Annotated in this window: 18 protein-coding genes; 8 read left to right on the forward strand and 10 right to left on the reverse strand. The window is 71.8% G+C overall.

What is annotated here, in order from left to right; all coding sequences use genetic code 11:
- Positions 1–46: 46 nt before the first annotated feature.
- Complete coding sequence (locus tag BJY14_RS08840) at positions 47–1,336, reverse strand: MFS transporter (RefSeq protein WP_312879078.1); 1,290 nt, start codon at positions 1,334–1,336, stop codon at positions 47–49.
- Positions 1,337–1,425: 89 nt separating this feature from the next.
- Between BJY14_RS08840 and BJY14_RS08845 the strand changes: the two genes are divergently transcribed.
- Complete coding sequence (locus BJY14_RS08845; RefSeq protein WP_179843162.1) at positions 1,426–2,175, forward strand: helix-turn-helix domain-containing protein; 750 nt, start codon at positions 1,426–1,428, stop codon at positions 2,173–2,175.
- Positions 2,176–2,187: 12 nt separating this feature from the next.
- Here BJY14_RS08845 and BJY14_RS08850 read toward each other — a convergent pair whose 3' ends face one another.
- The 3 genes from BJY14_RS08850 to hflX all read right to left on the reverse strand — a co-directional run bounded on the left by BJY14_RS08850 (position 2,188) and on the right by hflX (position 6,173).
- Complete coding sequence (locus BJY14_RS08850; RefSeq protein WP_179843163.1) at positions 2,188–3,033, reverse strand: DegV family protein; 846 nt, start codon at positions 3,031–3,033, stop codon at positions 2,188–2,190.
- A 35-nt stretch (positions 3,034–3,068) separates the two neighbouring features.
- The gene (gene hutI / locus BJY14_RS08855) at positions 3,069–4,283 is read right to left on the reverse strand and encodes an imidazolonepropionase (protein ID WP_141577361.1); all 1,215 of its coding nucleotides are present in this window, start codon (positions 4,281–4,283) and stop codon (positions 3,069–3,071) included.
- Between the two features lie 453 nt (positions 4,284–4,736).
- Complete coding sequence (gene hflX / locus BJY14_RS08860; RefSeq protein WP_179843164.1) at positions 4,737–6,173, reverse strand: GTPase HflX; 1,437 nt, start codon at positions 6,171–6,173, stop codon at positions 4,737–4,739.
- Between the two features lie 219 nt (positions 6,174–6,392).
- Here hflX and aceB point away from each other — a divergent pair, with 219 nt between their 5' ends.
- From aceB to BJY14_RS08880, 4 genes are all read left to right on the forward strand, one after another.
- Positions 6,393–8,000, forward strand: coding sequence for a malate synthase A (gene aceB, locus BJY14_RS08865; RefSeq protein WP_179843165.1), 1,608 nt, complete (start codon positions 6,393–6,395; stop codon positions 7,998–8,000).
- 110 nt (positions 8,001–8,110) lie between these two features.
- Positions 8,111–9,550, forward strand: a complete 1,440-nt coding sequence (locus tag BJY14_RS08870; protein WP_179843166.1) for an FAD-linked oxidase C-terminal domain-containing protein — start codon at positions 8,111–8,113, stop codon at positions 9,548–9,550.
- Entirely contained in the window at positions 9,550–10,746 is a 1,197-nt protein-coding gene (locus tag BJY14_RS08875; RefSeq protein ID WP_179843167.1) for an FAD-binding oxidoreductase, read from the forward strand. The genes BJY14_RS08870 and BJY14_RS08875 overlap by 1 nt, the downstream gene beginning before the upstream one ends.
- Positions 10,746–12,032 carry a (Fe-S)-binding protein gene (locus tag BJY14_RS08880; RefSeq protein ID WP_179843168.1) on the forward strand — a complete coding sequence of 429 codons (1,287 nt, stop codon included), beginning with the start codon at positions 10,746–10,748 and terminating at the stop codon, positions 12,030–12,032. Before BJY14_RS08875 ends, BJY14_RS08880 begins: the two co-directional genes overlap by 1 nt.
- Here the strand turns inward: BJY14_RS08880 and BJY14_RS44995 are convergent.
- Entirely contained in the window at positions 12,013–12,390 is a 378-nt protein-coding gene (locus tag BJY14_RS44995) for a hypothetical protein (protein ID WP_246395852.1), read from the reverse strand. The genes BJY14_RS08880 and BJY14_RS44995 overlap by 20 nt on opposite strands.
- Positions 12,391–12,563: 173 nt before the next feature.
- Between BJY14_RS44995 and BJY14_RS45000 the strand changes: the two genes are divergently transcribed.
- Positions 12,564–12,860, forward strand: coding sequence for a hypothetical protein (locus BJY14_RS45000; RefSeq protein ID WP_246395854.1), 297 nt, complete (start codon positions 12,564–12,566; stop codon positions 12,858–12,860).
- Positions 12,861–12,863: 3 nt separating this feature from the next.
- Here BJY14_RS45000 and BJY14_RS08890 read toward each other — a convergent pair whose 3' ends face one another.
- The 5 genes from BJY14_RS08890 to BJY14_RS08910 all read right to left on the reverse strand — a co-directional run bounded on the left by BJY14_RS08890 (position 12,864) and on the right by BJY14_RS08910 (position 19,208).
- Complete coding sequence (locus BJY14_RS08890) at positions 12,864–14,537, reverse strand: ABC transporter family substrate-binding protein (RefSeq protein WP_179843169.1); 1,674 nt, start codon at positions 14,535–14,537, stop codon at positions 12,864–12,866.
- Positions 14,534–16,336, reverse strand: coding sequence for a dipeptide ABC transporter ATP-binding protein (locus BJY14_RS08895; RefSeq protein ID WP_179843170.1), 1,803 nt, complete (start codon positions 16,334–16,336; stop codon positions 14,534–14,536). The genes BJY14_RS08890 and BJY14_RS08895 overlap by 4 nt, the downstream gene beginning before the upstream one ends.
- The gene (locus BJY14_RS08900; protein WP_179843171.1) at positions 16,333–17,142 is read right to left on the reverse strand and encodes an ABC transporter permease; all 810 of its coding nucleotides are present in this window, start codon (positions 17,140–17,142) and stop codon (positions 16,333–16,335) included. The genes BJY14_RS08895 and BJY14_RS08900 overlap by 4 nt, the downstream gene beginning before the upstream one ends.
- Complete coding sequence (locus tag BJY14_RS08905) at positions 17,139–18,131, reverse strand: ABC transporter permease (protein WP_179843172.1); 993 nt, start codon at positions 18,129–18,131, stop codon at positions 17,139–17,141. The genes BJY14_RS08900 and BJY14_RS08905 overlap by 4 nt, the downstream gene beginning before the upstream one ends.
- A 93-nt stretch (positions 18,132–18,224) precedes the next feature.
- Entirely contained in the window at positions 18,225–19,208 is a 984-nt protein-coding gene (locus BJY14_RS08910) for a hypothetical protein (protein WP_312879080.1), read from the reverse strand.
- 99 nt (positions 19,209–19,307) lie between these two features.
- Between BJY14_RS08910 and BJY14_RS08915 the strand changes: the two genes are divergently transcribed.
- Both BJY14_RS08915 and BJY14_RS08920 read left to right on the forward strand, forming a co-directional pair.
- Complete coding sequence (locus BJY14_RS08915) at positions 19,308–19,919, forward strand: TetR/AcrR family transcriptional regulator (RefSeq protein ID WP_179843173.1); 612 nt, start codon at positions 19,308–19,310, stop codon at positions 19,917–19,919.
- A 246-nt stretch (positions 19,920–20,165) separates the two neighbouring features.
- Entirely contained in the window at positions 20,166–22,127 is a 1,962-nt protein-coding gene (locus BJY14_RS08920; RefSeq protein WP_179843174.1) for a sensor histidine kinase, read from the forward strand.
- Positions 22,128–22,327 lie beyond the last annotated feature (200 nt).

The raw sequence follows: 22,327 nt of genomic DNA on the forward strand, positions 1-22,327 counted from the left end.
CGGGCGGGCGGGAGTGTGGGGTTGGGAAAGTGTGGATAACTCTGGGTCAGCGGCGCCGAGACGCTGCGGCGGCGAGGACGAGCAAAAGCGCCAGCAGGGCCGTGACGTGGGTCAACGTGCCGGGCGATGAGAGGTAGACCCCGCCGAAGACGGCGATCGCGAGGACGTTCGACAGCAGCACGCCCGTGTTGGTCAGGGCGGAGACGGACGAGGCCTGGGCCGGACCCACGGCTCCGGTGATCCGATCGACCAGGGGGCTGAAGCCTGCGGCGTGACCGAATCCGGCGGCGTACAGGAGGGGGAGCGACGAGAGCGTCGGCCAGCCGTCCTGGGTCAGGAAGGCCAGTGCGGACGCGGCGGCGGCGAACGTGAGCAGTCCCCAGGCCGGAAGATTCGTCCTCATCGGAAGGGGCAGGCGTGTCCATCCCAGGCCCGCCGTCGCGAAGCCCGCCGTGTACGGGAGGAACGTGAGCCCGGCGTGGAGCGGTGAGAAACCAAGGACGTTCTGTAGGTAAAGCGCGAGCGCGAAGAGGAAGCCGCTGTAGGCGCCCATCACCGCGCAGGAGGCGAAGAGGCCGGATTTGATGAAGGGTCTGCGCAGCACCGAGAGGTCCAGAAGCGGTGACGCCGTTCTCAACTCGTAGACACAGAAGATGGTGAGCACGACGCATCCCGTCGCCATGGACGGCCACGTCCACGGCGGCCAATGCTGCTCCCTGCCGAGTACCAGCGGGACGACGAGCGCGACCATGCCGCAGGAGAGGAGTACGACGCCGGGCAGGTCCAGGCGGACGGCCTTCCTGTGCTCCGGCGGCATCAGACGTGGTCCGATGGCGAGAAGCGCGGCCCCCACAGGGACGTTCACCAGGAAGATGGGGCGCCAACTGCCGCCCAGGGTCACGATGACGCCTCCTGCCACCTGGCCCAAGGCAACACCCAACGCTAGGACCATCGAGTAGAGGCCGAGTGCACGCGCCCTGGCCGCCCCCTCGAAGGACAGCTGAATCAAGGACAGAACCTGCGGCAGCAGGAGTGCGGCGGCGGCGCCCTGGCAGACCCTTGCGGCGACGAGGACGGCACCGGTCGGCGCCAGCCCGCATGCCAGCGATGAGGCTGTGAAGCCGAACAACCCAAGGAAGAACATCGTGCGGTGGCCGTAACTGTCGCCCAGCCGCGCGCCCGTGACCACGAGGACTGCCAAGGCGAAGACGTAACCGCCCGTGACGAGTTGCAGTAGAGAACCGGACGCGTGCAGCCCTTCCGCGATGTCGGGCATCGCCACCGCCACGATGGAGCCGTCCATCGAGACCATCGTCTGCCCCGTGAGCAGCACCACCAGGAGCCATCGTCTGACCATTCCGCGAGTGTGCGGGGCGGCCGCAGAGCGGCGCTTGAAGATGTTTGCCCCTGCGTACGATGGCGGGCATGCGCGAATCGACCACCGTGGCGGAGACGGACGATTTCGCCGTCCACGCGGTGCGTTGCACGGGGCACCGGCCCGGATGGTCGGAGCCCGAGCCCTTCACCGGGGATCAGATCGTCCTGGTGCGGGCGGGACGGTTCCGCATGCGGTCGCGTCACGGACGCGCTGTCATCGACCCCACCCTGGGCTACACCCAGATCGTGAATGAGGAGGGCCAGTTCGCGCATCCCGCAGGCGGCGACGTGTGCACGGCCATCACGCTCTCCCCCGGCCTGTGGCGCCGCCCGTCCGGGACGGTCAGGGTCAGCGCGCGCGCAGACGTGGCGCATCGCCTCCTCCTGCGTTCTGGTTCCGATGTCGCCTTCGAGACGGCGGAGCGGCTCATGGAGCTTCTCGCGCACCTCGCCGTGGACGAGCAGAGCGGGAAGCGACGCGCCCTGGTCGACGAAGCACGCGAGGCCATGGCGAGCGGCCATCGGGAGGCGTCCGGGCTCGTCTCGCTGGCGCGCCTCCTGGAGGTCTCCCCCTCCCACCTGAGCCGGACGTTCCGCCGCGAGACCGGCATGTCCGTCACCCGGTACCGGAACAGGATCCGGGTCGGGCGCGCCCTGGACCGCCTGGAGCGGGGCGAACGGGACCTGTCCGGGCTCGCCGCCGATCTCGGCTTCGCCGACCACGCGCATCTCACCCGGACGGTCAGGGAGGAGACCGGTCGCACGCCGACCGTCCTCCGCCGCCTCCTGCGGCCCTGACGCTCTCGCGGGTCAGAGCTGCGGTGCGATGACGACGCCCAGCATGCCGGGGCCGACGTGGGCGCCGATGACGGGGCCGACCTCGCCGACGTAGACGTCCACGACGTGCGGGACGCGTTCGCGCAGCCGGGCGGCGAGCGCCTCGGCGCGGGCGGCTGCGGCGAGGTGCTGGACGCCGAGGTCGACGCGCCGGCCGCCGGCCTCGGCCACGGCCAGTTCCTCCAGCCGGGCCAGCGCCCGCGAGGACGTGCGGACCTTCTCCAGCGGCGCGATGAGGCCGTCGTTGATCTCCAGGAGCGGTTTCACCATCAGCGCGGAGCCCCACAGGGTCGCGGCGGCGCCGATCCGGCCGCCCCTCCGCAGGTGCTCCAGGGTGTCGACGTAGATGAGGGAGCGGGTGAGCCCGGCCCGGCGGGTGGCGGCGGACACGGCGTCGGCGGCGGACCCGCCCGCCATCGCGGCGGCCGCCGCGGAGAGGGCGGCGAATCCGAGGCCCATGCCGATGGTCCCGCTGTCGACGATCCGGACGGGCACGGCGGCGTCCTCGGCGGCGAGCCGCGCCGCCTCGACCGTCCCCGACATGGCGGAGGCCAGGTGCACGGAGACCACCTCGCGCGCGCCCGCGGCGGCGGCGGCCTTGTAGGCGTCCGCGAACCGCTGGGGCGCGGGACGGGACGTGGTGACGGGGTGCCATTCCTTCAGCGCCCGGGCGGCTTCGGCGGGGCTGATGTCGCCTTCGTCCCGGGTGGTGCCGCCGACGGCGATCTGCAGGGGGACGACGGTCAGCCCGTGCCGTTCGGCGAGCCCGGGGGGAAGGTAGGCGGTGGAATCGGTGACGACCGCGACCGCGCTGCCCATGCCGGCGACACTACCCGCGGCCGCGCCGTCCTCCGTCAGGGCTGGACGGGGACGCCGCCGCGCCAGATGCGCAGGGCGCGGAGCCCGAACGCCCAGGCGAAGGCGCCCTCGTGGTCGGCGTCCCACAGGACGATGTCGGCGAGCATGCCCGGGGCGAGGGAGCCGCGGTCGCCGACGCGCAGCGCGGCGGCTCCGCCGAGCGTGGCGGCGCGCAGGGCCTCGGTCACGCTGAGCCCGAACATCGCGACCGACAGCCCGATGACGAGGGGCATGGAGGTGATGCCGCACTGGCCGGGGTTGTGGTCGGTGCCGAGGGCGACGGTGACGCCGCGGTCGAGCATCTGCCGGACGGGCGCGGGGGCGCGGCTGCTGTTGAGGGAGCTGCCGGGGCAGACGGTGGCGGTGACGCCGGCGTGGGCGAGGGCCTTGATGTCGTCGTCGTTGGCCTGGGTGAGCAGGTCGGCGGACGCGCAGCCGACCTCGGCGGCGACCTGCGCGGCGCCGATGCGCTCGTTGGCGCAGGCGTGCATGCGGGCCTTGAGGCCGGCGCGCTTGCCGGTGAGCAGGAGGGCGCGGGCCTCCTCGGCGGTGAAGTGGCCCTCGTCGCAGTAGACGTCGATGGAGTCGGCGCCGGCGACGGCGGCGTCGCCGGCCCACAGGCGGACGGCCTCGATGTAGTCGCGGCGGCGCCCGAAGAACTCGGGCGGGAGGATGTGCGCGGCGAGGAACGTGGCGTGGATGCGGGGCATGGAGGGCTCGCCCTCCAGCGACCGCAGCATCCGGATGTCGGCGAGCTCGCCGTCGCGGGTGAGGTGGTAGCCGGTCTTGGCCTCGACGGTGGTGGTGCCGGCGAGGATCCACTGGCGGAGCCGTTCGCGGACGCCGTTGCAGAGCGTCCAGGGGTCGGTCCCTCGGGTGACGGTCACGGTGGAGTTGACGCCGCCGCCCGCCGCGGTGATGGCCGAGTGGGACGAGCCGCTGGTGCGCATGGCGAGCTCGGCCCAGCGGTTGCCCGCGTAGACGGGGTGGGAGTGGGCGTCGATGAGACCGGGGGTGACGAGGCCGCCGCCGAGGTTCTCGACATGGTCGACGTCGACGATGTCGTCGATGATGCCGGGGACGCTCTGCGGGAGGTCGGAGGCGGGCCCGGCCCAGACGACGCGGTCGTCGTGGATGAGCACCGCGGCGTTGCTGCAGACGTCGGTGCCCGTCCAGAGCCTGCCGATGTTCGTCAACAGCCGTACCGTCATAGGGTCACCGACCTGGATGGGGCCATGCGCACGTGAGCGCGGTGCAGGATGCCGTGGGGCGACGGCGCGGGCCGCGGGCCCTCGGTCGAGCGTTCGGACCTGCCATGGTTGGGCCACCTGCTCTCGATCCGAAACGCCGGCTGGGTGCCGGCGACTCCACCGTGGGAGGGTCGGGTGGCCGGGGGGCCACCGTTGGCAACGAGACCGGAGATATCGGTTTCGTCACGGTAGTGCACGGAACGTCCGTCCGACAACCTCTGATCGCAGCACATCGACACCCATCACCCCGCCCCTTAGCTCTACGACGGTACGGATTTCAACCGCACCGTCAAGCGGATTGGACAAGCTGTCACCGTTCGGCGACCAGTAGGGGTCTTCGGACGTCCCCGAACCGGCTGCTCGACCCGTCCCAAACCCACCGGGCCCTGTGGAGGCACCCGGTGGGTCAGAGACTCACGCGGTCGGGGAGACGGTCTCGTACCGGGCCAGTTCGCCCGCGAGGTCGGCGGGCATGCGAGCGTGCAGGACGGTGCCCTCGGCGACGTGCTCCTGCTTGAGCACCTCGCCGCGCTCGTGCACGCGCGCGACGAGGTCGCCGCGCTCGTAGGGCACCACGACGTGCAGTTCGCTCTCCAGGCCCGGCAGGTCGGCCTCGATCGCGGCGCGCAGCTCCTCGATGCCGAACCCGGTGCGGGCCGACACGACGACGCTGTGCGGCTCGCGGCGCTGCAGGCGGGCGATCGCGAGCTCGTCGGCCGCGTCCGCCTTGTTGATCACGATGATCTCGGGGATGCGGTCGGCGCCGATCTCGCGCAGCACCTCGCGGACGGCGTCGATCTGCGCCTCGGGATCGGCGTCGGAGCCGTCGACGACGTGCAGGACGAGCCCGGCGTCGGTGACCTCCTCCAGCGTCGAGCGGAACGCCTCGACGAGCTGGTGCGGCAGGTGCCGGACGAACCCGACGGTGTCGGCCAGGGTGAAGGCGCGGCCGCCCGGCGTCTCGGCGCGCCGGACGGTGGGGTCGAGGGTGGCGAACAGCGCGTCCTCCACCAGCACCCCGGCGCCGGTGAGCCGGTTGAGCAGGGACGACTTGCCCGCGTTGGTGTAGCCGGCGATGGCGACGGCGGGCACCTGGTGGCGGCGCCGCTCGCCGCGCTTGGTGTCGCGGGCCTTGGACATCTCGGCGATCTGGCGGCGCAGCTTGGCCATCCGGGTGCGGATCCGCCGCCGGTCCAGCTCGATCTTGGTCTCGCCGGGGCCGCGGCCGCCGATGCCGACGCCGCCCGCGGCGCGCCCGCCGACCTGCCGGGACAGGTTGCCGCCCCAGCCGCGCAGCCGCGGCATCAGGTAGTCGAGCTGCGCGAGCTCCACCTGCGCCTTGCCCTCGCGGCTCTTGGCGTGCTGGGCGAAGATGTCCAGGATCAGCGCGGTCCGGTCGATCACCTTGACCTGGACGGTCTCCTCCAGGTGCCGCAGCTGGCTGGGCGCCAGCTCGCCGTCGCAGATGACGGTGTCCGCACCGGTGGAGATCACGATGTCGCGCAGCTCCGCGGCCTTGCCGGAGCCGATGTAGGTCGCCGGGTCGGGGCGGGACCGGCGCTGGGAGAGCCCCTCGAGCACCTGCGAGCCCGCGGTCTCGGCGAGCAGCGCCAGCTCGCGCAGGGAGTTCTCGGCCTCCTCGGCCGTCCCCTCCGTCCAGACGCCGACGAGCACGACCCGCTCCAGCCGGAGGGACCGGTACTCGACCTCGGTGACGTCGGTCAGTTCGGTGGACAGGCCCGCGACACGGCGCAGTGCCCGCCGGTCCTCTAGGTCGAGCTCGCCCGTCAGGGGCTCGTACTCGATGTCGTCAGGAGTCTGGGTCTGGTCTGCAGAGAAAGGTTGCGTCATATGTCCTCGTAGAACGCCGCTTCGCGGCCGTATCTTCCCCGCGATCGTCTCACGCGCCGTCCCCCGAGGTCACCTGGTTATCACCCGGTTTCCCCTTGGGTTGACGCAAGCGCGCGCGGGGAGGTCTGCAGGGGACCCTGCTTTGACCGGCCTCCGTACCGGCGAGTACCGTTCTCCACACAACAGAAGTCGAATTTCGCTATACGAAAGGGCGGGCAGATGGCTGGACTGGAAGGCATCGAGGTCACCGGACCCCTCGGCGAGCGGTACGAGGAGATCCTGACCCCCGAGGCGCTCGGCCTGCTCGCCGCCCTGCAGCGCGAGTTGGGCGCCCGCCGCAAGGAGCTGCTGGAGGCGCGCGCGGAACGCCAGCGCAAGCTGTCCGCGGGCGGGACCCTCGACTTCCTGCCCGAGACCGCCGGCGTCCGCGGCGACGACGCCTGGCGCGTCGCCGCGCCCGCGCCGGGCCTGGAGGACCGCCGCGTCGAGATCACCGGCCCGACCGACCGGAAGATGACGATCAACGCCCTGAACTCGGGCGCCAAGGTGTGGCTGGCCGACTTCGAGGACGCCAACACCCCGCTGTGGAACAACATGGTCGAGGGGCAGCTCAACCTGCGCGACGCCCTCGACCGCACCATCGACTTCACCGACGCGAAGAGCGGCAAGTCCTACGCGCTGAAGGACGACGGGGAGCTCGCGACGATCGTCGTCCGGCCGCGCGGGTGGCACATGGAGGAGAAGCACCTGCTCGTCGACGGCGAGCCCATGTCGGGGTCGCTGTTCGACTTCGGCCTCTACTTCTTCCACTGCGGCCGCAGGCAGCTGGAGAAGGGCAAGGGCCCCTACTTCTACCTGCCGAAGATGGAGAGCCACCTCGAGGCGCGGCTCTGGAACGACGCGTTCAACCTCGCCCAGGACGCCCTGGAGATCCCGCGCGGCACCATCCGCGCGACCGTGCTGATCGAGACGATCCCGGCCGCGTTCGAGATGGAGGAGATCCTCTACGAGCTGCGCGACCACTCCGCCGGCCTGAACGCGGGCCGCTGGGACTACCTCTTCTCGGTGATCAAGAAGTTCCGGGACCGGGGCACCGACTTCGTGCTGCCCGAGCGCAACGCGATCACGATGACGGCGCCGTTCATGCGGGCCTACACCGAGCTGCTCGTCCGGACGTGCCACAAGCGGGGCGCGCACGCGATCGGCGGCATGGCGGCGTTCATCCCGTCCCGCCGCGACGAGGAGGTCAACCGGGTCGCGCTGGAGAAGGTCCGCGCCGACAAGACCCGCGAGTCCGGCGACGGCTTCGACGGCTCCTGGGTCGCCCACCCCGACCTCGTCCCGGTCTGCCGCGAGGTGTTCGACGGCGTCCTCGGCGACCGGCCGAACCAGCGCGACCGGCTCCGCGAGGACGTGCACGTCTCCGCCGCCGACCTGCTAAACGTCAGGGCCACCCCCGGCGAGATCACCGAGGCGGGCCTGCGCAACAACATCGACGTGGCGCTGCGCTACCTGGCCACCTGGCTGGACGGCGCCGGCGCGGTCGCGATCCACAACCTGATGGAGGACGCGGCCACCGCGGAGATCTCCCGCTCCCAGGTGTGGCAGTGGATCTACAACGGCGTCGCCACCGCGGAGGGCCAGAAGATCACCAAGGAGTGGGTGGAGCAGCTCCTGGACGAGGAGCTCGGCAAGATCCGCGAGGAGCTGGGGCAGGCGTACAACGAGCCCCGCTACGACCAGGCCGTGGAGCTCTTCAAGGAGGTCACGCTGGCCGACGAGTACTCCGAGTTCCTCACCACCCCGGCCTACCAGCAGTTCCCGTAGGGAGTCCGGCTCCGGAGGCGTTCGCGGACCGTCCGGGAAAGGTGTTCCGGACGGTCCGCCGGGCCTTGCGGCGGGTCGGCGGGCGGGGGATCGTGGAGAGGATGGAGAGCATGCTCACGACGCTCGGGCCCCGGCTGGAGGCGCTGCTCGGAGCCGACCGGGTGATCACCGATCCGGTGCGGCTGCGCACCTACGAGTGCGACGGCCTCACCAACCACCGGTCCACGCCCGGCGTCGTGGTGCTGCCCGACACGGCCGAGCAGATCGCCGCGATCGTGCGGGAGTGCGCGGCGGCCGGGATCCCCTACGTCGCGCGCGGTTCGGGCACGGGCCTGTCGGGCGGCGCGCTCCCCCGCGCGGACGGCGTGCTGATCGTCACGTCCCGGATGAACCGGATCCTGGAGATCGACATCCCGGGGCAGCGGGCCGTGGTGGAGCCCGGCGTGATCAACCTGGACGTGACGCGGGCCGTCCGCCGGCACGGTTACTACTTCGCGCCCGACCCGTCCAGCCAGCAGATCTGCTCGGTGGGCGGGAACGTCGCGGAGAACTCCGGCGGCGCGCACTGCCTGAAGTACGGCTTCACCGCCCACCACGTGCTGGCCTGCGAGGTCGTCACGCCGGACGGCGAACTGGTGGAGCTGACGGCGGACGGGCCCGGCTACGACCTGCTCGGCGTGTTCGTCGGGGCGGAGGGCACGCTCGGCATCACCACCAAGATCACGGTGCGGCTGACGCGGGTCCCCGAGACCGTGCAGACGCTGCTGGCCGCCTTCGGCTCGATCGAGGCGGGCGGCGCCGCGGTGTCGGCGATCATCGGCGCGGGCGTCGTCCCGGCCGCGATCGAGATGATGGACGCCCTGGCGATCGAGGCGGCCGAGGCGGCAGTGCGCTGCGAGTACCCGCCGGGGGCCGGCGCGGTGCTGATCGTGGAGCTGGACGGCCCGGAGGCCGAGGTCGCCGCCCAGTTCGCCGAGGTGGAGCGAATGTGCCGGGACGCGGGCGCCTTCGAGATCCGCATCGCCGCCGACGACGCGCAGCGGGCGCTGATCTGGAAGGGGCGCAAGTCGGCGTTCGCGGCCGTGGGCCGGATCAGCCCGGCCTACCTCGTCCAGGACGGCGTCATCCCCCGGACGGTGCTGCCGGACGTGCTGGCCCGGATCGACGCCCTGTCGGCCGAGTCGGGCGTGCGGGTCGCGAACGTGTTCCACGCGGGGGACGGCAACCTGCATCCGCTCGTGCTGTTCGACGACGCCGAGCCGGGCGCGGAGGAGCGCGCGGAGGAGGTCTCGGGCGCGATCCTCGACCTGTGCATCGAGCACGGCGGCTCCATCACGGGCGAGCACGGGGTCGGTGTGGACAAGGCCCGCTACATGCCGCGCATGTTCACCGACGCCGACCTGGACACGATGCAGATGGTCCGCTGCGGCTTCGACCCCGCGGGGCTGTGCAACCCGGGCAAGGTCTTCCCCACCCCGCGGCTGTGCGGGGAGGTGCCCGGCAAGCGCAAGGGCCCGCACCCGTACGAGGGAAAGGCGGACATCTTCTGATGCGGCCCCTGGACGCCCTGGCGAAGGTCTGCGGCGACGTACGGCCCGGTGAGCCCGCCGAAGGCGTGCTCGGCGTGGAACCCGCGCTCGTCGCGGCGCCGAAGAACGTGACCGAAGCCGCCGACGTCATGCGCGTGGCCGCCGAGAACGGTCTCGCCGTCGTCCCGCGTGGGGCCGAGACACGCCTGGACTGGGGCGAGCCCCCGGAACGCTGCGATCTGCTCATCGACACCCATCGGCTCGACGAACTCGTCGAGCACACGGCCGGGGACCTCGTCGCCAAGGCGGAGGCCGGGCTCCCGATGGAGGAGTTCGCCGAGAGACTGGCGGAACGGGGGCAGCGGCTCGCGCTCGACGTCCCGCTGCCGGGTTCGACGGTCGGCGGGACGATCGCCACGAGCGCCGCCGGTCCCCTGCGCACGCTCTACGGGACGCCCAGGAACCTCGTCATCGGGCTCACGGTCGTCCGGGCGGACGGCCAGGTCGCGCGCTCGGGCGGCAAGGTCGTCAAGAACGTCGCCGGGTACGACCTGGGGCGGCTCTTCTGCGGCTCCTACGGAACGCTCGGCCTGATCGTGGACGCCACGTTCCGCCTGCACCCGACCCCGGATGCGACCGCTTACGTGACGTGCGCCGTCGACGGGCCGGAGGACACGCACGACGCGGTCCAGACCGTCCTCCACTCCCCCGTTGCCCCAAGCGCGGTCGAATACATCGGTCCAGGGACGGTCGCGGTCTTCCTCGAAGGCGTTCCCGACGGTGTCACCACGCGCGCTCGGCAGATCGCAGAACTCCTAGGCGACAAGGCCGAGATCTCCGATACCGCACCGGACGGCTGGGGCCTCTACCCGGACGGCACCACCCTCATCGACATCGGCGCACCGCCGCCCTCGCTCCGGGACGTCATCACCACGCTAGGGCCGGAAGCCGCCGCCACCTGGAGCGCCAGCGGGCACGGGCACGTGGGTCTTCCCGCCGAACTCGGCCCGAACGAGGTGGCCGACGTCCTCGGCCGTCTACGGGACGTGCTGAAGCGGCACCGCGGTCACGCCGTCGTCCGCTACGCGCCGCAAGAGGTGCGCGACGAGATCGACCTGTGGGGGCCGGTTCCGGCGCTGACACTGATGCGGCGGGTCAAGGACCAGTTCGACCCGGATCACCGGCTGTCCCCGGGCCGTTTCGTGGGAGGGATCTGATGAGCGACCAGGACGACCTCCCGAAGCTGCTCGACGACTGCGTGCACTGCGGGTTCTGCCTTCCGACGTGCCCCACCTACGTGCTGTGGGGCGAGGAGATGGACTCTCCCCGGGGCCGCATCCATCTGATGCAGCAGCACGCTGACGGCGAGCCGCTCAGCGGGCCCATGGTCGAGCACTTCGACCGCTGCCTGGGATGCATGGCGTGCGTGACGTCCTGCCCGTCCGGTGTGCAGTACGACCGGCTCATCGAGATGACCCGCGCCGACGTCGAACGTGAACACCCCCGTTCCCTGAAAGAACGCGCCATACGGGAGATGGTCTTCCGGCTGTTCCCGTACAAGCGGAGGCTCCGCGCCCTGCGAGGCCCCCTCCGCGCCTACCAGAAGTCGGGTCTGGACCGACTTGTAAGGCTCAGCGGCGTTCTGGAACGGATCTCGCCGTCCCTGGCGGCGATGGAACGGCTCGCGCCGCCCCTCGGCAAGGCGCCGAGGCTGCCCGAGCGGGTCGCCGCACGCGGGGAGCGCCGCGCCACGGTCGGGATGCTGACCGGATGCGTCCAGGGCGAGTTCTTCCCGGGCGTCAACGCCGCCACGGCCCGCGTGCTGGCGATGGAGGGCTGCGACGTCGTCATCCCCAAGGGCCAGGGGTGCTGCGGCGCGCTGTCCCTGCACTCCGGGCGGGAGGAGGAGGCCCGCGCCTTCGCCCGCCGGACGGTCGAGACCTTCGAGTCCGTCGACGTGATCGTGGTGAACTCCGCGGGCTGCGGGTCCGCGATGAAGGAGTACCGGACGCTGCTCGCCGACGACCCGGAATGGTCCGCGCGGGCGGAGGCGCTCTCGGCCAGGACCCGGGATCTGGCCGAGTACCTGGTGGAACTCGGGCCGCGGGCGGAGCGGCGGCCGCTTCCGGTCACGATCGCCTACCACGACGCCTGCCACCTCGCCCACGCCCAGGGCGTGCGGAGCCAGCCCCGCGAACTGCTCGCCGCGATCCCCGGGCTGACCGTCCGCGAGATCGCCGACCCCGACATCTGCTGCGGTTCGGCCGGTACCTATAACCTGTTCCAGCCGGAGGCCGCCGGAGAACTCGGCGACCGCAAGGCGGTGAACGTGGACGCCACCGGAGCCGAACTGCTGGTCGCCGCCAACCCCGGCTGCTCGATGCAGATCGCGACGGCGCTGCGCCGGCGCGGGGCCGCCATCGCGGTCGCGCACACCGCGCAGGTGCTGGACGCCTCCCTGCGGGGACTTGGCCGCGACGCCCTCACCGCGCGCGGTTCGTAGCCCGCAGACCGGGACCGCCGACGATCCGGCCGTCGGGTATCGTGACCTGCCCGCCGTGGGCAGGGACACGCCGACCGAGCCGGAGAGGGCCCGAAGGAGCACCGACGACCATGTCCGACAGCCGCCAGCCGTACCGCTCGCACCGCCGCAGGAAGAAGAGCCACGCGGGGAGGCTCGGGCTCGCGGGCGCCCTGACCGGTGCGGTCGGGATCGCCGCGGTGGCCGGGGCGATCGTGGTCCTGAGGCCCGGCGACGGCGACGGCGCGGGCTCCGCGCCGCCCAGCCTCGCCAGCCAGGGCGACGGCGCGGTGGGCTCGTCCGTGCCCGCTCCGAAGGCCGGCCCGCCGGTCGGCTTCACGACCCCGGAGGGCTACGGCTACAGCCTCGCCGCCGTCATGGCGGGGACGTCCCGGCAGCCGCTCGGCGCCACGCAGGCCCCCGCCGTCCGGGACGACCTACGCCTACGCCGACTACGTCCTCACCAACAGCCGGCGGCGGCCGGTCCTGCTGGACTTCCCCGCCGACCTGTTCATGCCGAAGTCGCAGGTCCCGTCGTCGGCGCAGGAGCGCTGCATGCCGCAGGCGGGCATCCCGGACGACATGTGCACCCTCCCCAACCACAGCAAGATCACCGCGCGGATCGGCGCGTCGAAGGCGCCGGTCGAGGACGGCGGCGACACGATGATTCCGGCGGGCGCCTCCTACGTGGTCCGCATCGCCTCCGACCTTCCGGTCAAGGAGGACCTCTCCGCCGACGACCTGCGCCTCTACGTGTGGAACGCCCGTTTCACCAGCGACCGCAAGGGCGTCCGGCTCGCCTTCCCGTGAGTTTCACCGGCCGGTGAAACCGATGTCCTGATAAGCGGGCTTCAGGAAGCCGCCGGCCCCCACGTTGGCGAGGTCCGCGCGCACTGCGACGAGCTGGGGCCGCTGATACAGCGGCAAGACCGACGCCTGCTGCCAGATGAGCCGGTCGGTTCTGTTCACCAAAACCTTGGCCCTTTCCGGGGCGATCTCAGCGATGGCCTTGTCCATCGCCGCGTCGATGGCGGCACTGCCGATCCGCGAGTAGTTCTGCTGAACGTTCCGTCCGCGCGGCCGTGCGAATACCGCTTTCATCTGTGAGACGGGGAACGAGGTACCGAGCCAGGAGAACGAAACGATGTCCATGTTCCCCGGCGTGACGTACCGCTCGAAGACGTCGTCTGCGGGAACTACCTCGATGTCCACTCGGACGCCTATGCGTTCGAGCAGCGCGCGCGTCAACTCTCCTTCCCGCCTGCTGATGGGGACCCCTGAGGGGACCACGAACCGAAGCGCGAGCGTGCGTCCCGCTTTGGCGCGGTACTTGCCTCGCGGCATCCAGCCCGCCTCGGCCAGGAGCCGTCCGGCCCGCGCCGGGTCGTACGTGCCGAATCCGCTGGAGTTGTCCTGGTAGCCGGCCTGGGTGTTGACGTAGAAGTGGTTGCCGAGCGTCTGGACAGGTACGCCGAGGCCTGACAGGTCGGATCGCGCGATCACGCGCCGGTCGATGCCGAGCATGACCGCCCGACGCACCCGGACGTCGGACAGGACGGGTCCGGCCGCGTTGAACGTGAAGTTCCGCCAGTCCGGCCCGCCGGCTCTCCGCACGGCGGCGCCGCCGACTCCCTGGACGCGCTGCAACGCATCCGCGTCGAGGCCGATGTCCATCAGGTCGATCTCGCCGTTGGCAAAGGCGCCGGGCATCGCGCTGGTGTCCATGGTGCGATACACGATCCGGTCGAGTTTCGCTGGCGCGCCCCACCAGGCCGGGTTCCGCACCAGGGTCACCGTCTTGGCCGTCTGGTCGATCCGCTGAAATCTGAACGGCCCGGCTGTGACGGGTAAGCGGCCCATCCAGCCCATGTTGAACGCGCGTGGGCTCGCGTAAGCGGCGGCCGGGTAAAGGGGACTGAACAGGCTCTGCCAGTCCGAGTACTTATGGGAGAACGTCACCTCGACCGCATGTTCATCGGCGCCGCGTTGGACTCGCTCGATCTGCCGGTATCCGGTGACGGTCGAGACCTCGTAGCGCGGGTCGCGTCCAGACAGGGCATGGGCCTGCGCCCGAAAGTCGGCATAACCGAGTGGCCTGCCGTCGGACCATTTAGCGCGCGGGTTGAGCCTGTAGGTCACGGTCTGCCCGTGCCTGGTCGGCTTCAACGTGGCCGACTCCAGATACTCCGGCACGGGATGCGGGACGGCCTTCTCGTCGGCACGCATCAGATACGGAAGAACGCCCTGGATGACGTGCTCGACCGCGCCCTTGGCGCCGTTGACGTGGTTGGTGTTCCACTGGGACGGGAACTCGGGGAGCGGCCAGCGGAGCGTCCCGCCGTTCACGACGCGGTCGCGCGGAGTCGGATTCACATCCGCCGCGGGCAGCGCCCGGGACGCATCGGAAGTCGACGCCTCCGGGGCACGGCACCCGGCGCCGGTCAGGAGCACGATCCCAAGAAGGGCTGCGGTGAGAACCTGTTTCATCGCTCTGCCTTCGCCTGAACGAGCGGGTGGTGGCAGGCGACGGAGTGATCCGCCGCCATGGCACGCGGCATCGGGTCGTGGTCTTCGCATAAGCGCCTGTCGTCGGGGGCGAGCGTGGCGTAGTGCGGGCAGCGAGGGCGGAGCCTGCATCCCAAGTGCCCGACCGTGGGGTCGGACGGGTCACCGTCCAGAAGGAAGAAGCGAGACCGTTTCCGTTCTGGGCAGGGCGAGGGCATCGCGTCCAGCAGTGCCTGCGTGTAGGGATGCGCTGGAGCCCCATACACATCGGCGACTGACCCGATCTCAACTACGCGACCCATCTGCATCACAGCGATCCGGTCGGCGAAGCCTCGGACCAGCCCGAGGTCGTGGGTCACGAAGACGCACGCCAGGCCCAGCCGCACCCGAAGGTCGCTCAGCAGTTCCATGACGTCCGCTCGCACGGCGGCGTCCAACGCAGACACAGGCTCGTCCAGAAGCAGAAGACGCGGTTCCAAGGCGAGCGCTCTGGCCAGGGCTACGCGCTGCCGTTGCCCGCCCGAGAGCGCATGCGGGAAGCGCCTCGCATGGCCGTGCTCCAAGCCCACCAGTGCGAGGAGTTCCTCCACACGACCACCGCTCGGCATGCGATGCGTGATGAGCGGTTCGGCGATGATGTCGGCCACCCGCATACGCGGGTTCAGCGAGGCGTACGGGTCTTGGAACACGACCTGGACCTCCTTGCGCAAAGCCTTCCGATCGCAGGCGCGCAAGGCGGCCGTGTCCTTCCCCAAGACGGTGACGCGTCCTTCTTGCGGACGCGACAACCGCAGAATCTCCATCAACGTCGTGGTCTTGCCGGACCCCGACTCCCCCACCAGCGCGAGCGTCTCGCCCTCACGGACGTCGAAGCTCACACCGTCCACGGCACGCGCCTCCCCGGCCCGCCGCCTTAGCAGCGTCCCCTTGAAGAGGGGATGGTGACGGACCAGGCCGTCCACCTGGAGAACCACTGGCCGCCCTGGCCGAGCACGAGGAACCAGCGCATCACCCGTTCGCGGCCACGAACTCAGCAGGCGGCTCGTATACGGCATCTGGGGGCGAAGAAGAACCTGCTCCACTGGGCCCGTCTCCACCACTTGTCCTTCGTGCATCACCATCACGCGGTCCGCGAAGCCGGCGACGACGCCCAGATCGTGGCTGATCAGCAGGATCGCGGCTCCGGTCGCCTCCCGGACGCCCCGCAGGACGTCCAGCACCTGCGCCTGGACGGTCGCGTCGAGGGCCGACGTGGGCTCGTCCGCCACGATCACGACCGGGTCGTTGGCGATGGCCATGGCGATCGCCACGCGCTGCCGCATCCCGCCGGAGAGCTCGTGCGGGTAGGAGCGCGCCCGCCGGGCCGCGTCCGGAACGCCGGCCAGTTCGAGCAGGTCCACGGCACGCGAGCGCGCCGCCGCACGGCTCACCGCCGAGTGGATCCGGACGGCCTCGGCCACCTGCCGGCCCACCGTGCGGACGGGCGAGAGCGCCGACAGCGGATCCTGGAAGATCATCGCCAGCTCGTCGCCGCGCACCCGCGAGAGCTCCGCGTCGGTCCGGCCCAGCAGTTCCCGGCCGCGCAACCGCACAGAGCCCGTCACACGCGCCCCCTCCGGCGGCAGCCCCATCAGCGCGAGCGCGAGCGCGGTCTTGCCGGCGCCCGACTCGCCGACGATCCCGAGCACCTCCCCTGCCCCGACCGAGAAGCTCACACCGCGCAGGGCGAACGCGCCCGCCGCGTAACCCACCGCCAGGTCGGCGACCCGCAGAACCGTCAACGCCCGGCCTCCGGGTCGAGCGCGTCCCGCACCCCGTCACCGAGCAGGTTCACCGCGACGACGATCAGGACGAGCAGCCCGGCGGCGAACCCGAACGCCCACGGATGCGCGGTCGCCCCGCCCTGGCCGTCGGCGATGACCGTGCCGAGCGAGACGTCCGGCGGCCGCACCCCGAACCCGAGGTAGGACAGCCCGCTCTCGGCGACGATCGCGACGCTCACGTTCAGGCTCGCGTCCACGGCCAGCAGCGACGCCAGCCCGGGCGCCACATGCCGCGCGACCAGCCGCGGCGCGCCGACGCCGAGGAACCGCGCGGCCAGCACGTGCTCGCGCTCCCGCAGGCGGAGCGTCGCGGCCCGCACCGCGCGGGCGGTGACCATCCACATGAACGCGGCCAGTGCCGCCGCGAGCACCGGCCACCCTCCGGTGACCCGCGGCGCCAGGACGGTCACGATCAGGAAGGACGGGAGCACCAGCAGCAGATCGGCGCCCCACATCAGCACCTGGTCGACGCGTCCGCGCAGGAACCCGGCCGCGGTCCCGACGGCGGCGGCGAGTCCGGTCGACAGGAGGGCGGCGGTCAGGCCGACCAGGAGCGAGTTCTGCGCACCGCGCAGGGTGAAGGCGAAGACGTCCCGCCCGCTCTGGGTCGTGCCGAGCCAGTGGCCGCTGGACGGCCCCTGCCGGAACGCCGCGAAATCCGTCTCGTCCCATCCGCGCGACGACACGAGCGGCCCGCCGAAAGCCAGGAGGAACAGCAGCACGAGCAGGATCGCCCCGGTCACCATCCGAAGACCGGCTCTCATGGCATGCCTCCCGCGCGGACGCGGGGGTCCAGCGCCGCGGCCAGCACGTCGGACGCGAGGGCTGCCAGGAGGACGGCGCAGGCGGCGAGGCCTTCGATGGCGGCGACCGCGTTGACGTCGCCGCGCGAGATGGAGTCGACGAGCCACTCCCCCAGCCCGTGCCGCCCGAAGGCCGTCTCGGTGAACACGCCGCCGAGGAGCACCAGACCGGTCGCGTAGGCGAGATAGGCCGTCATCGGGACGAGCGCGATCCGGAGGCCGTGCCGCAGCAGCGCGTCCCGCCGCCGGAGCCCCCTGGCCCGCGCGGCGAGCACGTGATCGGCGTGCAGCACGTCCAGCATCAGGCCGCGCTGGTAGCGGGCGTGGAAAGCGAGCTGGCCGAGCGCGATCGTGGCCGTCGGCAGCAGCAGGCGGCGACCCCGATCCGCGAGATCCCAGAGCGCGCCGCGGGACGCCTCCGGCGCGGATTCGCCCACCCAGACGAACACCCGCATCCCCAGGGCGTCGTTGGCCTCACCGGCAACGATCTGTAGGAGCACCGCCAGGACGAACACGGGAACGGCCAGCAGCAGATAGGAGCCGCCGGAGATCAGCCTGTCGGCCGCCCTGCCGTGCCGGATCGCGGCGTGGGCGCCCAGGGCGACCCCCATGACGCCTCCCAGGACGGCCCCCGGAACGACCAGGCGCAGGCTCACTCCGAGCCGGCGCCACAACTCGGCGTCGACCGGCTCGCCGTCGAACGTCCGGCCTAAGTCACCGTGCGCGACGCCGCCGGCCCAGGTGAGATACCGCTCGGCCAGGGGCGTCCGGTCATCCAGGTTGAGCGCGCCGAGCCGCGCGTCGATGACGGACTCCGGCGGACGGGGCGCGCGGTCTTCAAGACCGGCCCGCGGATCGAGCGCCGCGGCGGCGAGCAGGTAGCCGAGGCTGGCGGCCAGCACGGCCAGCGCCGCATGGTTCGCCAGCCGCCGCACCATGAACGTCGCCACCCTCTGCCCTCCGCACACCACCCAGAAGTCACCGAATGCTATTGATCGACCACGGAACGCGCATAGGTTTCGGCAGGAGTCACGCCTCGGAGGTCATGCGAGCGCGGGTTCGCGGCCGTGCTCGGCTTCGCCGGCCGAACGCCCCCGCAGACCGCCGACGACCACGAGCACGAGACCGGCGGCGGCCCAGGCGGCCAGGACGGTGAGCGGGCCGGCGCCTCCGGCGCCGTCGAAGAACGCCGCCGACCGCAGGAGGGTGGCCGAGGCACCCGGCGGCAGGTACTGGCCGATCGCACCCCAGGGCTGCGGCAGCAGCTCGGGTGCCGATGTCGCCCCCGACAGAGGGTTTCCGAGCAGCAGCAGCGTGAGCGCGCCGAGGCCGAATCCGGCGCGGCCGATGGCGGCGGCCAAGCCGACCACGGTTCCGCTCACCGCGAGGACGGTCAGCGCCATGACCCCGGCGAGCGTGATGTAGGAGCCGGGAAGCAGCGAAAGCCAGCCCTGCGCGATCCAGGCGACGTCCAGCCCGCCCAGCACGGCGAAGATCGCCGTACCTGCTGTACGCCAGGCGAGGGACGGGATGGCGAACGTCAGCAGCACCGCGCCCGCGAGCCCCGACATGACCAGCGGGAGCGCGAGAGCGCCGAAACCGGCCCCACGGGGGTCGTCGGAGTCCGCGGCGACCACGTCCTGGACGGGCGAGGACACCGGGGCGCCCCCGGGACGGAGCTGTGCCGCCATCGCGCCGAGCTGCTGGGCGACCAGCGGGGAGGCGGCGGAGGCGGTGAGCACCTTCGGGCCGGACGGCGCCGTGACGACGGCGCCGTAGGCCTCGCGATCCGCGATCGCCGCGCGCGCGGCGGCCTCGTCCGGAGCGGTCCGGACGTCGAAGGCCCCCGGCCGCTCACGGTCGAGCAGGCCGGCGACCACGGCGGCCTGCGGACCGGTCACGACGATCGGGACGTCACGCGGCGCCGTCCGCGCGGCGGGCCACGAGAAGGCGACGACCATGACGAGCTGCAGCAGCGCCGCGCCGAGGGCCACGCCGACGGCGCGCGCGAAGGGGGAAGTCCGCACGATCTCCTCCAAAAAACGAATGTCCGTTCTCTTTAGCGGGGAGCCTCGCACCCTCCTCCGGAACTTGTCAAAAATGAACGTTCGTTTTAGATTGGCTCCATGCCGAGAGTCAGCGCGGAGCACCTGGAGCGCCGCCGCCGCCAGATCCTCGAATCGGCGCGCACCTGCTTCATCCGCAAGGGCATCCACGCGACGTCCATGCAGGACATCTTCGCCGAGGCCGGGCTCTCCGCCGGTGCCGTCTACCGGTACTTCAAGAGCAAGAACGAGATCATCGAGGCGAACATCGCGACCGTGATCGGCGACCTGCGCGCGTTCTTCACCGCGCTCGCCGACAGCGACCCGCTGCTCCCGGTCGACGAGATGGCCGAGCGGTTCGCCTCCCGGGTCGTCGCCCTGTCCGGCGAGGACGGCCCGCTCCGGCTCGCGCCGCAGGCCTGGGCGCTCGCCACGCACGATCCGGAGATCGCCGCGTACGTCGCCGACAACGTGGCCGCACTGCGCGACACCTGGACCCGCTACATCCGCCGGCTGGTCGACGCCGGGCACCTCCCCGCCGACACCGACGCCGTGGCCGCCGGGAAGACGCTGTTCGCGCTCTTCCCCGGCTTCCTGATACAGCGCCTGCTGCTCGCGGACTTCACCCCCGAGGACCTGAGGCGCGGCGTGAAGGCGCTGACGCGCGAGAGCATGTTGACTCGGGCGTCCTGACCCGCGCCCTCCCCGCAGCCCGACACGCCCGGGAGTCCGGGGCGCGGCCATGACTGGCCGCTGACCTGCACCTTCCGTTCATCTCGGACGTTTCCCCGGCTACCATCACGGCACGCCCGCAGGCACCGCGACCGGAAAGCTCTCCGCCCGACCGGTTCGGCGGTGTCCTGAGGCGGACGCGGTTTGGACTGCGCCACAGGGAGCTGGGCGTTTTAGCATTCCATTACTTTCGGGCGGGGAGTGTGCATGGGGACGGAAGAGCACGACCGCGGAGCGGGGCGCGTGGGCGCCCTCCTCGCGCTGACCGCGGTCGCGTCCGTCGCCGCGTCGCTGGTCATCGGCGCCCGGCTGCCGCCCGACCTCCGGATGGTGTGGTGGCATCCCGAGATCCTGGTCGCCCTGGCCTGGACGCCCGTGGGCGCCGTCCTGCTGCGGCACCGGCCGGGGCTGACGGTCGCCTGGCTCATGGTCGGCGCGGGTTTCAGCGCGTCGCTGTACGTGCTGGCGCTCAACCTCGGCCCCTGGTCGGAGCTCCACCACTGGCCCGGAGCCGGATTCGTCCAGTGGCTCGCCGTCTGGCTGTGGGCCGTTGACACCTACGCCCTGACACTCGTGCTGCCGCTGATCTTCCCGGACGGCCGGCTGGTGTCGCGCTGGTTCCGGCCCGCCCTCGCCCTCGCCTGCCTCGTCCCGGTCGTCGTCTGCGTGCACCTGACGATCGACCCGGACGTGCGCCGCTGGCACAACGGGGTCTCGGTCTACCCGTTCGAGCGGATCCCGGTCCCGATCAGCGCGGTCATCGTCATCGCCCTGGCCGCGGGCCTGTTCTCGGTGGCCGTGCGGTTCGTGCAGGCGCCGCCGGACGTCCGCCGGCAGATCGCCTGGGTGGTCTACCCGGGCCTCATCGCCGAGGCGATCATCTTCGCGGGCGAGAACAGCCCGATCGGCGACCCGCTGCGCGACCTCACGATCGTCGCCGTCCCCATCTGCATCGCGATCGCGATCACCCGCTACCGGCTGTACGACATCGACCTCGTGGTCAGCCGCACCCTGGTGTACGCGGGCCTCGTCGTCGTCATCACGGGCGTGTACTTCGCGCTCGTCGGCACCGCGAGCCTGCTGGCCCACGGCCGGGGCACCCTCGCCGGGCTCGCCGGGGCGATCGTCGCCGGCGCGGTGTTCGAACCCGTCCGGCGGCGGCTGCAGCGCATGGTGGACGGGTTCATCCATGGCGAGCGCGACCCGTACCGGATCGCCGACCGGCTGAACCGGCGGCTGCAGACCGCCGCGAACCCGGGCGCCGCGCTCGCCGTCGCCGCCGAGGTGGCGCGCTCGGCCCTGCACGCGACCGGCGTCACGATCGAGGTGCTGGACCGCGACGGCCGGACGGTCTCGGCGGAGGACGGCGTGCTCGGCGAGCGCCCGCAGCTCATCCCGCTGGTGTGGCACGGGGAACCGGTGGGGCGCCTGCTGTTCGGCGTCACCCGCACCCCCGACGCGCGCCTGTCGAACGTCCTCGCCCGCAACCTCGCCGAACTGGCGAACGCGGCGCGGCTCTCCGCGGACGTCCAGCGCTCCCGGGAGCACATCCTGCGCACGCGGGAGGAGGAACGGCGGCGGCTGCGCCGCGACCTGCACGACGGGCTCGGGCCGACGCTGGCCAGCCTCGCCATGACGGTGGACGCCGCGCGCATCACGCTGAGGACCGACCCGGAGGCGGTCGACGGGCTGCTGGAGGAGTTGCGCGCCACCATGGGGCGCACCATCGGCGACATCAGGGAACTCGTGTACGGCCTGCGTCCGCCCGCCCTGGACGACCTCGGGCTGGAGGGCGCGATCCAGGCGCTCGGCGGCGTCGTCGCCGCCGGTGACGGCCCGCAGGTGGACGTGCGCGTCGAGGGCGACCTCAAAGGGCTGCCGGCCGCCGCTGAGGTCGCCGCGTACCGGATCGTCCAGGAGGCGCTGACGAACGTCCATCGGCACGCCAACGCGGGCTGCGCCGAAGTGCGGCTGCATCTGAACGGGGATCTGCACGTGACCGTGGACGACGACGGCGTGGGGCTTCCCGACCATGTGCGTTCGGGCATCGGCATGTCGTCCATGCGCGAGCGTGCGGCCGAACTCGGCGGGTCCTGCACGGTCGGGCCCGGTGCCAAGGGCGGGACGCTGGTGCGCGCCCGGCTGCCGGTCAACGGCGTCTCCCCCTGAGCCGCCCCCTCCCGGTGGGAGGGCCGGTGACCGCCCCCCGCCAAGAAGGTCGCCACCGGCCCTCAGGCTCCGTACGGGCCCGGGGCTCCCATCCCGGTCCATACGGGCCATTCACCAGAGGGTGTGCAAGAGAGAAGTTATGCGGCGGAAGGTCCCGCCGGAGAGGGACAGTTGTCCCGTCTGTGCCGGGACCGCTCCGG

The sequence above is a fragment of the Actinomadura luteofluorescens genome, assembly GCF_013409365.1.
In the GTDB taxonomy this organism is placed as follows: Bacteria; Actinomycetota; Actinomycetes; order Streptosporangiales; family Streptosporangiaceae; genus Spirillospora; species Spirillospora luteofluorescens.

Excerpts from the sequence above, each read along its gene's own strand:
- BJY14_RS08845 (WP_179843162.1), top strand. The coding sequence starts at position 1,426 with ATGCGCGAATCGACCACCGTGGCGGAGACGGACGATTTCGCCGTCCAC.
- BJY14_RS08850 (WP_179843163.1), bottom strand. The coding sequence starts at position 3,033 with ATGGGCAGCGCGGTCGCGGTCGTCACCGATTCCACCGCCTACCTTCCC.
- hutI (WP_141577361.1), bottom strand. The coding sequence starts at position 4,283 with ATGACGGTACGGCTGTTGACGAACATCGGCAGGCTCTGGACGGGCACC.
- hflX (WP_179843164.1), bottom strand. The coding sequence starts at position 6,173 with ATGACGCAACCTTTCTCTGCAGACCAGACCCAGACTCCTGACGACATC.
- aceB (WP_179843165.1), top strand. The coding sequence starts at position 6,393 with ATGGCTGGACTGGAAGGCATCGAGGTCACCGGACCCCTCGGCGAGCGG.
- BJY14_RS08870 (WP_179843166.1), top strand. The coding sequence starts at position 8,111 with ATGCTCACGACGCTCGGGCCCCGGCTGGAGGCGCTGCTCGGAGCCGAC.
- BJY14_RS08875 (WP_179843167.1), top strand. The coding sequence starts at position 9,550 with ATGCGGCCCCTGGACGCCCTGGCGAAGGTCTGCGGCGACGTACGGCCC.
- BJY14_RS08880 (WP_179843168.1), top strand. The coding sequence starts at position 10,746 with ATGAGCGACCAGGACGACCTCCCGAAGCTGCTCGACGACTGCGTGCAC.
- BJY14_RS45000 (WP_246395854.1), top strand. The coding sequence starts at position 12,564 with ATGCCGAAGTCGCAGGTCCCGTCGTCGGCGCAGGAGCGCTGCATGCCG.
- BJY14_RS08890 (WP_179843169.1), bottom strand. The coding sequence starts at position 14,537 with ATGAAACAGGTTCTCACCGCAGCCCTTCTTGGGATCGTGCTCCTGACC.
- BJY14_RS08900 (WP_179843171.1), bottom strand. The coding sequence starts at position 17,142 with ATGAGAGCCGGTCTTCGGATGGTGACCGGGGCGATCCTGCTCGTGCTG.
- BJY14_RS08915 (WP_179843173.1), top strand. The coding sequence starts at position 19,308 with ATGCCGAGAGTCAGCGCGGAGCACCTGGAGCGCCGCCGCCGCCAGATC.
- BJY14_RS08920 (WP_179843174.1), top strand. The coding sequence starts at position 20,166 with ATGGGGACGGAAGAGCACGACCGCGGAGCGGGGCGCGTGGGCGCCCTC.